Source organism: Shouchella tritolerans (assembly GCF_025770735.1).
In the GTDB taxonomy this organism is placed as follows: Bacteria; Bacillota; Bacilli; order Bacillales; family Bacillaceae_D; genus Shouchella; species Shouchella tritolerans.
The window spans coordinates 185371-201071 of record NZ_JAODPB010000003.1 but is presented as its reverse complement, the minus strand read 5'-3'; the positions used below and the strand labels follow the sequence as shown (position 1 = coordinate 201071).

14 protein-coding genes are annotated in these 15701 nt (G+C 44.3%); 2 read left to right on the top strand and 12 right to left on the bottom strand.

What is annotated here, in order from left to right:
- Nucleotides 1-23: 23 nt before the first annotated feature.
- From N6H06_RS11415 to N6H06_RS11370, 10 genes are all read right to left on the bottom strand, one after another.
- On the bottom strand, nucleotides 24-815 hold the full coding sequence (locus N6H06_RS11415; protein ID WP_263706640.1) for an SDR family oxidoreductase: 792 nt from the start codon (nucleotides 813-815) through the stop codon (nucleotides 24-26).
- Nucleotides 816-1101: 286 nt separating this feature from the next.
- On the bottom strand, nucleotides 1102-2268 hold the full coding sequence (locus tag N6H06_RS11410; RefSeq protein WP_062748774.1) for a hypothetical protein: 1167 nt from the start codon (nucleotides 2266-2268) through the stop codon (nucleotides 1102-1104).
- Nucleotides 2269-2874: 606 nt separating this feature from the next.
- Nucleotides 2875-3453 (bottom strand): YkoP family protein, encoded by a 579-nt coding sequence (locus N6H06_RS11405; RefSeq protein ID WP_062748776.1) that lies wholly within the window; start codon nucleotides 3451-3453, stop codon nucleotides 2875-2877.
- Nucleotides 3454-3701: 248 nt separating this feature from the next.
- Complete coding sequence (locus N6H06_RS11400; RefSeq protein ID WP_095238258.1) at nucleotides 3702-4751, bottom strand: Gfo/Idh/MocA family protein; 1050 nt, start codon at nucleotides 4749-4751, stop codon at nucleotides 3702-3704.
- Nucleotides 4742-5665 carry a sugar phosphate isomerase/epimerase family protein gene (locus N6H06_RS11395; RefSeq protein ID WP_062748780.1) on the bottom strand — a complete coding sequence of 308 codons (924 nt, stop codon included), beginning with the start codon at nucleotides 5663-5665 and terminating at the stop codon, nucleotides 4742-4744. The genes N6H06_RS11400 and N6H06_RS11395 overlap by 10 nt, the downstream gene beginning before the upstream one ends.
- Before the next feature lie 265 nt (nucleotides 5666-5930).
- Nucleotides 5931-6632 (bottom strand): glycerophosphodiester phosphodiesterase, encoded by a 702-nt coding sequence (locus tag N6H06_RS11390; RefSeq protein WP_062748782.1) that lies wholly within the window; start codon nucleotides 6630-6632, stop codon nucleotides 5931-5933.
- 52 nt (nucleotides 6633-6684) lie between these two features.
- Nucleotides 6685-7563: a carbohydrate ABC transporter permease gene (locus tag N6H06_RS11385; RefSeq protein WP_082808351.1), complete on the bottom strand. Its 879-nt coding sequence runs from the start codon at nucleotides 7561-7563 to the stop codon at nucleotides 6685-6687.
- A 13-nt stretch (nucleotides 7564-7576) separates the two neighbouring features.
- Nucleotides 7577-8524 (bottom strand): ABC transporter permease, encoded by a 948-nt coding sequence (locus N6H06_RS11380; protein ID WP_062748786.1) that lies wholly within the window; start codon nucleotides 8522-8524, stop codon nucleotides 7577-7579.
- 11 nt (nucleotides 8525-8535) lie between these two features.
- Nucleotides 8536-9066 carry a glycerol-3-phosphate responsive antiterminator gene (locus N6H06_RS11375; RefSeq protein WP_062748788.1) on the bottom strand — a complete coding sequence of 177 codons (531 nt, stop codon included), beginning with the start codon at nucleotides 9064-9066 and terminating at the stop codon, nucleotides 8536-8538.
- A 6-nt stretch (nucleotides 9067-9072) separates the two neighbouring features.
- Nucleotides 9073-9873, bottom strand: coding sequence for an HAD-IIA family hydrolase (locus N6H06_RS11370; RefSeq protein WP_062748790.1), 801 nt, complete (start codon nucleotides 9871-9873; stop codon nucleotides 9073-9075).
- A gap of 449 nt (nucleotides 9874-10322) precedes the next feature.
- Here N6H06_RS11370 and N6H06_RS11365 point away from each other — a divergent pair, with 449 nt between their 5' ends.
- A complete protein-coding gene (locus tag N6H06_RS11365) occupies nucleotides 10323-11930 on the top strand; it encodes an extracellular solute-binding protein (protein ID WP_062748792.1) in 1608 nt (535 codons plus the stop codon).
- 262 nt (nucleotides 11931-12192) lie between these two features.
- Nucleotides 12193-13365 (top strand): MFS transporter, encoded by a 1173-nt coding sequence (locus tag N6H06_RS11360; RefSeq protein ID WP_263706624.1) that lies wholly within the window; start codon nucleotides 12193-12195, stop codon nucleotides 13363-13365.
- Between the two features lie 185 nt (nucleotides 13366-13550).
- Here the strand turns inward: N6H06_RS11360 and N6H06_RS11355 are convergent, their stop codons facing one another.
- Nucleotides 13551-14306 (bottom strand): glycerophosphodiester phosphodiesterase, encoded by a 756-nt coding sequence (locus tag N6H06_RS11355; protein ID WP_062748796.1) that lies wholly within the window; start codon nucleotides 14304-14306, stop codon nucleotides 13551-13553.
- Between the two features lie 46 nt (nucleotides 14307-14352).
- On the bottom strand, nucleotides 14353-15681 hold the full coding sequence (locus N6H06_RS11350; RefSeq protein WP_062749116.1) for an ABC transporter substrate-binding protein: 1329 nt from the start codon (nucleotides 15679-15681) through the stop codon (nucleotides 14353-14355).
- Nucleotides 15682-15701 lie beyond the last annotated feature (20 nt).

Sequence of the window (15701 nt, the reverse complement as noted above, 5' to 3'; positions counted from 1 at the left end):
GCCTTCATGATACAGTGCTTAGATTACAAGGCTTTCACTAATCCGCCATCAACAAGAAACGCTTGTCCTGTCACATATGTATTGGCCCCGGAGCAGAGAAAAACGGCATGCTTGGCAAACTCCTCTGGTTTGCCGTAACGACCAAGAGGGATGCTTTTTTCTGAAGCCTGTTTTACATCTTCGTATGACATTTGCTTTTCTTTGGCTGCTAAACGGTCAAGGCTTTCAACCCGATCCGTGGCAATGCGCCCTGGACCTAATGTATTAATGAGAATATTGTCTTTGGCCAACTCTTGCGCTAGGCTCTTGGCAAGGCCTAGTACCCCCGCGCGGAACGTATTTGACAACAGCAGATTGTCGAGTGACTGTTTTATCGATGAAGAAGTGACGTTCAATATGTGGCCGCCGCCTTGCGCCCTCATATACGGCAGCACTCCGCGGATAGCGCGAACGTAGCTTAGTAAGTTTAATTCATAAGCGTTTTGCCAATCCCCATCCTCAAACTGGTCGATTCCCCCAGCCGGCGGTCCTCCCGAATTGTTAATTAATACATCGATAGCCCCGTGTTTTTCGTTTGTAAAAGACAACGCCGCCTCAATATCTTCTGCCCTAGTCATATCGCATCGGCAGCACGCAATCCGGGGATTGCCTGTATACGCCTGTATTTCCCCAACTGCTGTTTCCAATGCGGCGATATCACGGCTAGCGAGAACAACGCTTGCTCCTTCTGCCGCAAATTCGCTAGCAATCGCCCGACCAATTCCTTTGCTTGAAGCAAACACAAGTACCGATTTGCCTTTCACATTTAAATCCATATCCGTACTCTCCTTCCCCATCGGTGATTTTGTTTCATTTTAAAGTCATTCCATTTACTTTTCAATCTGTTATCGTCGGACTTCATTAAACGTTTGATTAACTCATGCCAGCGCTCCCTACAACGCTTAACGCCCTTTGTTCTCTATATTCTTCATTAACAGAAGCGCTCCTCCTTTTTTGAATAGGGAAAAAACCTTGCACGTTGAGCGCAAGGTTCAGCCTGTAGATAACGCGTTTCCCGCAAGCGTTTTCTATTTAGGGTAATGGTGTCAGACTTATTGGCACTTATAAAGTTGTCTCAATTGATTCGATCGTTACAGAACCATCATCATGCATTACGGTGCCTATTGTAATCGCTGCCCCGTGCTCAAATTCCTTATCAAGATCGCGCTTTTGCAATTGTTTCGACAAGTCGTAAATGACTTCTTGGTGGGGGATGTAAACAAGGATGCTTTGCTTGTTTTCCCCTGTATAGCCTAAAAAGGTTGCGTCCACAAACTGGGCCCGTTCCCCTTCATCAGGAGTATATGTAATAAAGAATGTTGAAACTTCATTTTCGCCATTTTGTTCTGTAAAGTAGATGCTTAAAACCATGCCAGTACGCACGGATTCAAAACTTGTCTCTAAACCTTCGCTAAGGACAAACCATTTGGGGCCGTATTCGGTTTCGATCGCAAAGCGGTTGCCGTTAATGTCGACTACTTGGCCGTGATTGTTCCATTGGATTATCTCCTGATTGACCGGGCTTTCTTGTTGATCTAGATCACTGCTTTCATTCTCTCGTTCTCCTGTTTCATCTTGTGATGTTGATTCTGTTTCTGCCACGCTGCCACCATCCTTTTCCGCCTCATTATTGGCTGCAAGGCCTTCCAATTTATTTAAAGAATCATCATTCAACGTATCATTTGTCGTTTCTGTGCCGCGGCTACTCGAATCATCCTCTCCAACAAGCGTTGTTGTTTCTTTTGAATGTGTTTGCTTCTGCGCTGGTTCCGCTTTGTCCAGCTTGTTATGTTCGTTGTTATGTTCGGATGTTGATTCGGAACTTCCTGTTTCATTATAGGTTTCGAGACTTTCTTCATATGTAGGGTCACTGGTTGTTTTAAATCCATAAACATTCGTTTCTATGTCACCATCTTTAAGTGTATATAAAAATGTACCTGTATTGCTGGTTCGCTTCTCGACTAGCGAGGCCAACAGCATTTTATACGCTATTGGCGATTGCCTAATTGCAGGAGCTTCTAAAAAATTCCCTTGGGCAGCAATGGCTACTTGTTCAACACCAGTTCCTATTGCCGGTAAATCAGCAGAAGCCATAGCCGAACTTTGGGAGCAACCTGCCATACCAATCGCTACAGAGGACAGGACACCTGCTTTCGTCCTTTCCATACGTTGAACTCGCTTTTTTTGTTTATCCGTTCGGGCTGTTTCCACCCTAGATAACGTTGACATTCCAATCACTCCTCTCGTATTAAAGTAGCCTCTTAGTAGTAGGTCATAACTTCTTCTTTCCACCAAGAAGCATAGCTTGAAATTAAAAGGCTTTCAATAGTCCAGAGTCCATAGTCGTATAGCCTAGCACTTAAAACCACTCATTTTGCTCTGCATCATTTTGAATGAAGCGCCTTATATTCCAAAATATACCTTTTAAACTTTTTAATTATAGTAAATTAAAGGAAATCACTGGTTCTAAGATCCTGTTCTCTCTCTATATCAACTTGCAATCAAGCTTTGCCATATAAGCCAAAAGGCACTTTTCCGGCTATATTTCTTTTTACCGCCCGAATAAAGAACGTACGTTCCTGTAAATGTAGGAAATCAGACTTATTATACACCTCAATTCGTGCTCTTTCTCCGCATATCGCTAACGTTTCCGGGACATAAACAGTCCATTTTGCCAATAACTTTTGTTCCAGAAAAAAATTTGTTCACCTAATTCAGGTATATATATTCAGGACTTTTCTCATTAATAGGTATTTTTTAATGGCAAATTAAAAAACTAAGTAAAAATTCCTGATTTAAATGGCTATATCGTGATTGCAGTCCCTTAGTCATGCTTTAGGACTGCAATGGCTTTGGACCGTACTTTTCCAACAGCCGTTGTTTAGACATAAACACGTACATCGGGGAAGGGGTTTTCCGTGCTTTGGCGGGAAACTTTGACATGGAAAGTAAAAAAATCGGATGTTGCGATACCCTTTTTAACCCCTTATAAAAGCGATTTCGAATAGGGTGTGATTCAAACCCGAGTCGCTCACACCCCCTATTTAACATCGTTACGCCAATAATCCCTTTGATGTCCTTCGCATTGGCTTGCCTCTCTATGTAAAAAGCAAGAGGAGGCATCGACTCTTTTACTTTTTGCACTAAAACTTTTGCCTTTTTTAAATCGTTATCAATGGCAAACAGTTCTTTAATTAAGCGAACATTGTGCAAGTGAATTTTTACGAGCACATCATTTTTGCAAATTTCCTGTCCATCTGCCAAACAGATATTCGGCCCTTTATAGCGAATTTGCTTGATTCGAAAAATGGTTGTATTGGTTTTCGCGCTTTCTGGATAATGAAGCCGGGAAATATAAAAATAAATTGGATCAAGCACACTCCAAGCTGATAAAAAGTATAGTTTAAATTTCATCACGATCTCCTATTTGACAATGGGGTCCTTTCAGACATTATGATGCGAAATAGGAAAGATGAATATAGATGGGAAATTTAGGGATGATGCTGCCTTTCACCACATATGTTTACTCACGCCCTAGTAGCTAGGAGAACCTTTTTGTCATCAACTAAGACTTATGATTTTTTCAAATGCCAGTAGAAGCCTAATTTCTCCACTCAAAGAGAAATTAGGCTTATCATCTCACCTAAACAAAGACAACCGTTTTACAAGCTAATCGCCCGTTTCTGCTCAGAAGACAAATAAATGCCTTCCAACATTTTCATTAATTCTAGCCCGTCTTCGGCAGGAGCAGGAGAAGGGGCGCCGGTTAAGCACGCTTCCACAAACGCATCAACTTGTTTTTGGAACGCACTGTCAAAATGGAACGTGGGATGATCCAATTGCGGCTCAATGTTTAAAATCGTATTTTGTTCTTCTGCTACAAGCATCAGCTCTGGTTCGAGTTCAGCACCGCCTTTCGTTCCGAATAACTGCATAGAAAGGTGGTCTTTTTTTGTATGAAGAGAGTAAGAAACGTCAACCATAAGCGAGCTGCCATTTTCAAACGTTATTAAAGCATTAGCTAAATCTTCAACTGTATTCGTAGCTGCATCGTAGTCTGCCGTTTTGTAGAACGAAAGGTGCTCAATGTTGCTACGGTTTCCGAGTTTATCATAGACATGGCCAGTTACACGTTCAACGTTTGGCCGTCCCATTAAGTACCAGCAACAGTCAATGATGTGGACACCTAAGTCAATAAGCGGACCACCCCCAGACAGCTCTTTATTCGAAAACCACCCACCAGGATTGCCGACGCGCCGCAAAAGCGAAGCCTTTGCATAATAAATATCACCAAGCTTTCCGTTATCAATGAACGTCTTCAGCACTTGCGCATTTGCCCCAAAACGGCGTACATAGCCGACTTGCAAGATCGTGTTCGCCTCCTGTGCTGCCGCTTGCACTTTTTTGGCCTCGGCGACTGTCAGCGCCAGCGGCTTTTCTACAAGGACATGCTTTCCTGCTTGGAGTGCCGCAACAGCCAAATCCGCATGTGTTTTATTCCAAGTGCATATGCTGACTGCATCGACATTCGGATCAGCAAAGACATCATCTGCGTCGGTAAATACGTTTGCCACGCCATAGAGCGCTGCCTTTTCATAGGCACGCCCTTCATTGACATCACATAATCCATACAGCTCTGCGTTTGCATTGGCTGCGTACGATTTTATATGCATGTCGGAGATTGTCCCTAAACCAATTACCGCTACACGCATTCGTTGCTCACCTCCTCTGCCGTTACTTTCCAGCCATCTCGTGCAACCTCATTCCACAAACGCTTGACGTTATTCATAGCGATTCTCGAGCCGGTAAAGCAATCTTCCATCCCTTCAAATTCAATAGCGATGTAGCCATCATAATGATGGACTTTTAATAGGCGGATAATTTCTCGAATCGGCAATTCACCGTGGCCGACAATGGCACCGCGCAAATAATTGCCGTTTACTGATCGAAACCATGGCCCTTCCCCGGGATTCTCATAGTATGGGCGCACATAAAAATCTTTAAAATGGACTGTCGCTGCATGAGGCAAATTTTTACGGATGCCAACAAGCGGATCTTCGTCTGCACAAAGAAAGTTGCCGATATCTAGCGTCGTTTTAAAGTTTTCCCGGTCTACAGCACGAAGCAGGCGCTGGACACGATCGCTTGACTGGACATTAAAACCATGATTTTCAATCGTTGTTGTCATTCCGTATTGTTTGGCATAATCGGCAATCAGCCGACACCCGCGTACCATCTCCTCAAAGTGGTCATCAAAATAATGAACTGTTCGCTGTTCCGGTGGTAGGGAAAACGCTGTTACGTCGTGGCGCAATAGCTTAATGCCCATATGTTGGACGACATCGACATGTTTATGGATGCGTTCAACTTCTTCCTGAAAAGCTCGTTCCGTCGGCTGGATGAAATTGGCCGGCATACAGTAGGCTGACAGCTCAATCCCTGTTTCCGCTGCTTTGTCTCTCAACTTCGTCGCCAGTTCGTAGTCATCTACAACCGAAAAGCCATAAGGGACGAGCTCCATATGGGCGCCGCCATTGTCGGCTACCCACTGAAGGGCGTCTACTATCGTGGTGCGTCCGTCTTTTAACGCTTGCAACAGGCTGTATGAACTCAATCCTACTTTCATATGCTTTTACACACTCCTTCGAATGGTTGGCGCTTCCCTCAAAGTCCGCTAAATGTCGCTATCAACTCCGGTACTGCTCTATAACAAGCATTTCCACTCCCGTATCAAAAACGTCAAAGCATTGGTTCCATTCGTGTATTTCGCCTAAAATGGCTAATTTCCTTTGGGAAATATTTGCTTTCCTTTTACACTTTTTTGTCGTTTAGGAATGACGCTTTTCACCCAGTTGCCCACTTCAGTTATTATTCCAAGATGTGCCAAACCGTTAGGCATGGTAGTTTTCTTTGAACAGCTCCAATTCGTTTACCGTACATAGCACGTCTGGCCTTTTTGCCATTCTTTTACACGCTTCTTTTGTGTCAACTGGCCAAACAATGAGCTGATAGCCACGCTCCTTACACTCATCGGCAAAGGCCTCTGTATAGAAACGAAGCTCCATTGCAATGGAAGACGCCTGTATTTGTTCCATATAAGGAAACAAGGCTGGCGTTGCGTCACTTTTGATTAAGCCAATTTCCAAGTCGGGGGCAATCTCCCTCAACGTCCCCATCGATTCATGATTAAATGAATTGATATAAACGTCATTGGCCATTCTTTTTTCCTCTATTAATGCGGCTACCTTCCTCTCTAACCGAGGATACATGTTCTCGTTTTGCTTTAACTCGATTGCGACGTTCACCTGCCCTTTTGCCAAGTCCAACACTTCCTCAAGTGTCGGAATCTGTTCGTTGCCGCTCGTTTTTAAACGGCGCAGCTCTTTTAATGTATAGGTGTTGATAAGGCCAGTGCCGTTGGTTGTACGATCGACCGTTTGATCATGCATAATGACAGGCACTTCATCACGGCTTAAGTGAACATCAACCTCAATATGGGAAAATCCAAGGTTTATACTTGCTTCATAAGCGGCAAGCGTGTTTTCAGGATACTTTGCGGAATAGCCTCTATGAGCAATTGCTTGTACGTCCATTTTATTGCCTCCCTTTGTTCTTTTATGTTTATGGCGTTTAACCACGTTTTTATTACCCTTTGATCGAACCAATCATGACACCTTTTACGAAAAAACGTTGCAAGAATGGATACAACACCAACATCGGCAAGCTGGCCACGACGACAACCGCATATTTTAAGCCTTCCACTGTTAAGGCGTGATTGTCTAATGTCGAATCGCTGACTTGTACCATTTCAGACAGTTGGTCTTGGATCAGCATTTCTCTTAAGAACAGTTGAAGGGGGAAAAGATTTCTGTCCGTTAAATAAATCAATGCATCAAAAAAAGCATTCCACTGGCTGACGCCGTAAAACAAAACCATGACTGCAATCACGGGCTTGGACAACGGCAACAATATTTTGATTAGGTATTGGATGTTGGAACAGCCATCCAACTCCGCCGATTCCCGCAGTTCATTGGGAATATTTTGGAAAAATGTGCGAATAATAACGACATTGTACACCGATACTGCCCCAGGCACGATCACTGCCCAAATCGTGTTCAACATCCCCAAATCCCGGACGAGCAAATAAGTCGGTACCATTCCCCCGCTAAAAAACATTGTAAAAACAAGAAAAATCGTCAACGCATTTCGACCATAGAAGTCTTTTCGTGATAACGGATAGGCGACCATAATCGACAAAAGCAAATTGAAGGCCGTTCCTAAAGTCGTATAGAGAAAAGTATTGCGAAACCCTATCCAGACGTCTTCATTTTGAAACACGCTTTTATAGGACTCGATCGTTGGATCGATTGGGAACAACCACAATTCCCCTCTTAAAATGGCTGCTGGATCGCTAAACGAAGCACTGAGCACATAAACGAGTGGATACAAAACGATTAATGTAATAAGCGCCACACACATGTAAACAGCTATACCAAAAAGGCGATCGCCTGTACTTTGTTTCATGTACATTCCTCCCCTACCACAAACTCGTCTGGCTTGTTTTCTTTGCTGTGTAATTGACAAGAATCAGAATAAAAAAGTTAATCGCTGATTCAAATAAGCCGATTGCTGCCGAATAACTGTATTGGGCTCCTGCGATTCCCGTTCGGTAAATATGGGTGGCGATCACGTCAGATGCTTCCATGTTCAGCTGGTTTTGCATCAAAAATACTTTTTCAAAACCAACGCTCACGATGCTCCCTGTCTGCAAAATCAGCAAGATGATGATCGTCGAGCGAATCCCTGGCAAGTTGACATGCCAAATTCGCCTTAGGCGGCTGGCACCGTCGATTTTAGCGGCTTCGTGCAGTTGTGGGTCAATGCCAGCAAGAGCAGCCAAATAAATGATCGAGCTCCAGCCCATTTGCTGCCACACATCAGAAAACACGTACGTTGTTTTAAACCATTCAGGCGAAGTCATAAAGGCAATTTCCGAAATACCTAACAAGCCGAGAATCTGGTTAACGAGGCCATTAGGTGACAGCAGTAAAAACAGCATCCCTACGATAACGACAGTCGACAAGAAATGGGGCGCATACGTCACTGTCTGGACAAAACCCTTTGCTTTTTTATAACGAATCTCGTTAATAAGCAAGGCAAGAATAATCGGAATTGGAAAACCAATCACTAAGTTATAGAGGCTTAAACCGATCGTATTTCCAATCAAACGTTCAAAATAAAAACTTTCAAAAAACCGAATAAAATGTTCCCATCCGACCCATGGGCTCCCCCAAATTCCTTCGGCAGCGATAAAATCTTTAAAAGCAATTTGCACGCCGTACATAGGGTAATACTTAAAGATCAAAAAATAGATCACAACTGGAAGGACAAGCAAATAAAGATCCCAGTTGCGTTTGATTCCATTCCATCTTCTTTTCGGCGGCGCTTTAAGCGGCTTTTTTGCCTGTTCAATGCGATTTTCCACAACAGTACCCCCTAAATAATGCTAGCTGATACAGCTACTGCTCCTGCATGAAGCGCGCTTTCCATTTCTTGCTTTGTTTTAAACAATCCACCTGCTACAATTGGCACGGTAGTCATTTCAACTAATTCCTTTATGACTCTTGGCATTAACCCAGGCATCGCTTCTACTGCGTCAGGCTTGATTTTGTTCACCGTTTGTACCGCTTTTTCCATTGCCTGTGTATCAATCAAAAATACACGCTGAATCGTCTTTAACCCACATTTTTTTGCCTGGATGATCGACTGGCTTCTTGTGCTAATGATGCCATCAGGTGCGATCACTTCGGCGATGTAACGCATGCCATCAGGCGTGTGGCTTTCTATTCCAGAAATCAAATCGACATGGACGAACACTTTTTTATTCTGTTTCTGGAAACAATAAACTTGGTCAGGCAGCAAATGCATCTTTCCAGTAAGCAAAAAAATCGTATCCACATTCGAATTACGGCACCTTTTTTCTTGTTGGCTGTCTGTCAGTGCATGAATAAACGGTTGCGTAAACATACGGCTTTACCCCTTTATTGTTTGATAGATCTCTTGAACAGATGCATAGACACTAGTTGGGTGATGAGCCGTACCGAATAGCTGGTCTTTTGTTGTAACGCCTGAATAGACTAAAATGGTATCCATTCCTAATGCATTGCCGATTCCAATGTCACTTAACAACGAGTCCCCTATGATTACCGCATTGTCTATCTTTCCTTCCATTACACGCAACAGCGCTTTTTGCATCCAATAAGATGGCTTGCCGACTGACACTGTCTGGTGGCCAAACCTCGGATGGTCTAACAATCGGGCCAAAGAGCCCGTATCAATTAAAAACCCTTTTGGATTCGGGCAGAGTAAATCTTCATTGAGCAAAATAAGACTCGCCCCGTTTTGAATGAGCCAAAGTGCTTCTTGCAATTGGCCGTACGTCAAATCAGGCGACATGCCAAGCACTACAGCTACCTGCTCCGACCCATTGCCCCTTTTACGGTCACCTATATGCAAACCTAGTTCAGAGAGCTCTTCTCTAATCATGTTCGAACCGGCCACATAAAGTTTCCTGCTTGCCAAGCCATTCGAGTGTACGTACTCGACTAAGCCCATAACAGGGGTAAGCAACTGGTTATACGTAATAGCCAGCCCTAACTTTTGCAAATCAGCACTTAACACTTTCCTAGAGCGAACAGGATGGTTCGTTAAAAAATAAACGTGCTTGCCGTTGGCGCATAAGGCATCGATTAGCTCCTTTGCCCCCGGCAAAAGCATGCCCCCGTGGAGCAATGTCCCATCCAAATCAAAGAAATAATGGCTGTATTGGTCCATGCCCATCCTCCTTTTTTCCACAACAAAAAACCCTAATAAACGCTGGTACACGTAACATAGGACCACCATTTACAAGGGTTTTCTCATCGTCTCCACCCACATATGCAATTTGCACCTTTTCCCTTTTAGTATAGAAAAGGAATGTTAAGACAGAGTGAAACTGTCATTAAGATTTAAAGGCCGCCATCAAGCATGCGTTCACAATGTTGTTCTTTTAAAATAATTGAATGCGTTTTCTTTGTCAATGACTCGTTCATTCAATTTGCTTATTATTTACAATCTTTTAATTGACATTGGCCTGTATTTGGCAGATAATATGGCGTAACAACGATTCATATACGGGTGGAGTATTTCTGGAGAAAACCCTAATTAGCGCCAAGAACCGATGGCGTTAATTAGGGTTTTTCTGTGTATATGAGCGAACTTAATTGATTGGGGGATACGTCGTTATGACTAAAAAGCAATGTTTGTTGATCGCTGTGGCCACATTAGGAGTAGCTACAACAGCATGTGCGAACGCTGGGGAGGATACAGCGACAGAAAGCGAAAACAAAGACATCGTTAATGAATCAGGGTTTCCGATTGTGAAAGAGCCGATTGAATTGACGTTTTTTACTGGCAAATCAGAACCAAACTCGAACAACTTTGAGGAAACATACGTATGGAAAACGTATGAAGAAATGACCGATATGAAAATTAATTTTGAGCTTGCCGCTTTCGATGGACTAGCGGAAAAACGGAACTTGCTATTTGCAAGCGGCAACTATCCTGATGCCTTTTATTCGGCTAGACTGACCGCAAGTGATTTGGCCACGTATGGTGAGCAAGGTATTTTAATCCCGCTAGACGACTTAATCGAAGAATATGCGCCTAATTTTAAAGCTGTGCTAGACAAACATCCCGATTTACGCAAAGGACTAACGATGCCAGACGGACACATTTACTCGTTCCCATCCTATTACGACCCCGATTTTTTGCCGATGCTAATTGGTGTACCGCTATGGATAAACGACGAGTGGCTCGACGAACTAGGGATGGATCGGCCAACGACGACAGATGAATTTTATGACTATTTAACGGCAGTAAAAAACACGCCAGAATTAGCTGAAGGAGAAATTATTCCGTTTTCAGGCACAAATATGACAGAAATTCGCGGACAGCTTCAAGGGGCTTGGGGATTTGGCAACCGTGGCGTTGGCCATAAATTTATTGACGTCGACCCGGAAAATGAGGGAGAACTGCGCTTTTTCCGTACCGACCCAAAATACAAAGAGTTTCTCGAATACTTGAATAAACTTTATACGGAAGAGCTGATCGATCCTGAAGTTTACACACACGATAGTGCTCAACTGCTGGCGAAAGGAGCTGAAGGACGAATTGGCGCTGTCATAACGAGCAACCCAGAATCATTAATGAATCAAGAACACTATTCTGGCGGTGAAGCGTTAGAAGGCCCACACGGTGATAAGTTGTACAGCCATGTCAAACCACCTCTTGTCCATGTCGGCGCATTCGCGATTACTGACAAAAATGAGCACCCTGAAGCGACCGTTCGGTGGATGGATTACTTCTTTGGCGAAGAAGGCGCTACTTTTTATTTCATGGGCAAGGAAGGAGAAACGTACACGAAACAGGAAGACGGCTCCCTTGAATACACAGAAGAAATTACCGACAACCCTGATGGTTTGACGCAAGACCAAGCATTGGCATCGTACATTACTTGGCTTGGCGGCAGCTATCCTGGCTATGTGCAAGAACACTATTTTAAAGGCTCAGAGTCGCTGCCAAATTCAATTGAAAATGGTGAAAAAGCCGCGCCAAATGCCCCTGAAGAAATTTGGAATGCTTTTAACTACACAAGAGAAGAGCAACAATTCCGCGATTCTGTCGGTGCCGACCTTGAAACATTCATCAACGAAACAGAAGACGCCTTCATCACTGGCAGAAAACCATTAAGCGAATGGGAAGATTATGTCGCTCAAGTCGAAGCGATGGGCTTGGAAGAATATATGTCGATCCAGCAAGCCGCCTATGAGCGGTACCAAGAAGTCGATTAAATGACCTAGACTAATAGAAAACGCTTGTCAGCCGAGGCGCGAAACCGAGTGAAGATGCGAATAGAACGTGGGTTCATGAGCATATGAATGAGGTGAGCAACGAAGGATGCGAGCGTTTTGCTATAGTCTAAGCCTCGCCTGCGGCGGGGCTTAAGTTGTTTCCGATACAGATTGTGGCCAATTCCGTTTATTGCTGATAAGCGAAACCCTTGGTATGCTTTCTTTAACCACGGCTTTTGGCAAAGAAAGAAGGGACTGATGGATGGAATCTGACTGTACATGGAAAGTTTGGCGAACATACGGGTGGCGGGCCACACTTTTGATCGGAACGGAATTCTTTTTGACGTTCAGCTTTTTTATGTTTGTTCCTTATATTTCGTTGTACGTTACTAGCGAACTTGGCTATTCCCTTAGCTTTGCCAATTTGCTGCTGGCGCTTCGTTTAACGGGCCAGCAAGGGTTTATGATGTTCGGTGGCTATTTAGGCGATAAGTTTGGCTATAAAGCGATGATGTTTATTGGCTTTGTATGCAGAGGCGCTGGATTCGCTGGCATCGGATTCGCCCAGTCTCCTGCTTTGCTGTTGTTTATGGCCGTAATTGGCGGTCTTGGAGGAGCTTTGTTCAGCCCAGCACTGAAATCTTTATTGATTTACAAACAACCGAAAGCGCATCATAAAAAGTTGTTCTCTTACGTAAATATTACGGGCAATGCTGGTACAATTCTCGGCCCCTTATTTGGCGTGTTGTTTTCAGCGCAACAATTTCCGCTTCTTAGCTTGCTTTCCGGGCTTTTGTTTATTCTAATTGGTTGTACATTGTTAGGGCTGCCGATCCAACAAGAAACAGCAAATAGCGACATTTCGTTCTTATCTGGATTGAAACAAATTGTCGCCAATCAGCCGCTTTTAATGATGATTGGGCTGATGATCCCTTATCATTTTATTCACCAGCAATTGTTTTTAACTTATCCCGTCGTTGCGACAAAGATCAGCGGCAGCTCAGGCTGGATCTTTACACTTGTCACTGTGATTGTTATCGCGACACAAATGAAAGTAACAGCGTGGACATACCGTTTCACCGCTCGCCAATCGCTCCAAGCAGGTTATCTGATACTTGGAACGACGTTTTTGCCGCTGCTTGCCTTTGAACATGTCGTTACGCTTACAGTCTCATTGATGGGCATTGCCTTATCGGTTACACTGATGCAGCCCACCTTTCACTCCTATATAGTCAGCCAAGCTTCTGCGCAAACGCTTGGCATTTTTCTCGGCTTTTCCAATCTTGCCATGGCTGTTGGCGGCGCCCTTGGCAACATTACTGGCGGCAGCCTCTACGAATGGTTCGAAACCAATCGCTTAGGTGGCTTCTATTGGGCTATTCTTGCGCTACTGTCTTTTATTGCTTATTTAACAGCAAAAACGCAAAAACATTAAACCCGTACTATAGCTTCTTCCTACAAGCTCCGTCAGAACGAGGAAAGATGGGAATAGAACGGGGGTTCATGAGCAGCGGTCCTCTTGCGCATGAAACGACAGTTTCAAAGCATATGACCGAGGCCAACGACGAAGTATGCGAACGTTTGTCTAAAGTCTGAAGGCGGCATCAAAGCCGCCTTTTCTCATATCATTCCATCACGCAAAGCAATGGCACGGCCAGGATAGTCTGTCATGATCGTGCCTACCTCTTTCGCTAGCAGCTGCCGTATTTCTTGGTCTTGGTTAGCTGTCCAGGCGCGGGTAACGGAAAGCAATCCTTCCTGCTCAAAGGCATTTCCTTCGGTTAAAAGAATCTTTTTGTCGACATGGAGCGACTCAAATTGAAAGCAGCTCATGTAATCAGCTGCCAACGGCAAATTGACGTTAAGCAACCACGCAATATTAGCGGTTTTGTTGAGCTGTTTGAGCCTTAAAAGCATCGGCAAGTGAAAAGAAGAATAAATAATTTTCGTTTGACTTCCCCAAGCCTGGACGGTTTCGAGCACACGGCGCTCGATTCCTTGGTGTTTCGCTAAATGTGGCTTCAGCTCAATATTGGCTTCGGTACCGAACGGCGCAAGAAAGCAAAGCACTTCTTGTAAAGTCGGAATCCGTTCCTGATCCCAACTCGGTTCATATTCAGGGAAGTTGTTGAAACGGCAGCCTGCGCTTAATGCCTTAAGCTCATGCAACGAATAATCGTGCACGTAGCCTGTGCCATCGGTCGTCCGATCTACCGTGTCATCGTGGATCACGACAAGCTCCCCATCTTTCGTCACCTGAATATCCAGTTCCACCCCGTCTGCGCCTTGTTCTAGGGCTGTTTGAAAACTTAGCAGCGTGTTTTCTGGATGTGTTCCCATTGCGCCGCGATGGCCATAAATGTTTGTTTTTTTCATTCTTATTTTTCCTTTCCCCAGAACGGATCGCTTCCCTTGTTTGATTTTATGAATCGCCGCGCGCTTTATTCGCTTGCTCAATCGCCGCATTCACTTGTTTGACCGCTTCATCAAACGCTGTTTGCGCGTCTGTGCCATTAAACACATTTTCGAGTGCTGTCTCTATGATTTTTCGTTCTTCTGGAATCATATCCATAAGCGCTCCTTGTGTAGCAACAGACTTTTTCGTCGATTGGAGTTGCTGCACGGCTGTTTGCAGCTGAGGCATGTCTTCATATGCCTCCTGTACCACTTGTTCGTTATAAGCGTCAGGATTGATGGCAAAATAACCGGTTCCGACATGCCATTCAGCTTGCACTTCTGGCGTCGCCAAATATTTCATAAAGTCCCAGGCCGCCTCTTGCTCGGCTTCCTCTTTGCCGCTTGACATCCATAAGCTCGCTCCGCCAATGACTACACCCTCACGCTCTACTTCTTCGGAGTGGGGAATAAAGGCAACGCCTACTTCAAACGGGGCATTGTCAATGACATCTCTAGATGTGGCCGACGATTGCATAAACATGGCGACTTCTCCTGCCAAAAAGCCAGCAACCATGTTGTCTGAATTGGTGCCATAATTCATAAACGTGTCTTCTTCAATCATTCGCTCAACCCACTCAAAAATCGAGCGGCCTTTGTCATTGTCGAATGCCACTTCAGTAGCGACATCGGCCCGTCCATTTTCATTGTTTAACAAATGCCCCCCTTGGTTGGCCAACAACTCTTCGAACAGCCATCCATATGCTTGTAAAGCAAAACCTTTCATGCCTTCATTGGCTTCGGCGATTTTTTTGCTTGCTTCTTCGATGTCTTCAAATGTTTCTGGCGGACTTTCAGGGTCTAATCCAGCCGCTTCAAACGCATCCTTGTTGTAATACATGACAGGAGTTGAAGAATTAAATGGCATCGAATAAAATTGGCCATCAATATGATAGTAATTGATAATATTTTCTTCTAAACCGCTCATGTCATATCCTTCTTCATCAATGAACGGTTGAATCGGTACAATATTGCCGCTGTTAATCATCGACATTGTGCCAATCTCCTGCACTTGGATAATGGTTGGCGCTTCCTCCGTCCCACCAACGCTATGAAATTTCGGCAACGATTCCTCGTACGTGCCTTGAAACTCGGCATTTACGTGGACTTCATCCTGTGACTCGTTATAAGAAGAGACGATTTGATCAAGGGCAACCTGTGCCTGTCCTCCCATTGAGTGCCAAAAAGTGACAACGGTTTTGTCGCTCTCTCCCCCGCTTGTTCCCCCTGAACTGCCACATGCGGCTAACATGACAAGCGCCGCGGCGCTGCTAAGTAGTCCAATTCCCTTTTTCATAAAAAAACACTCCTTTTTCA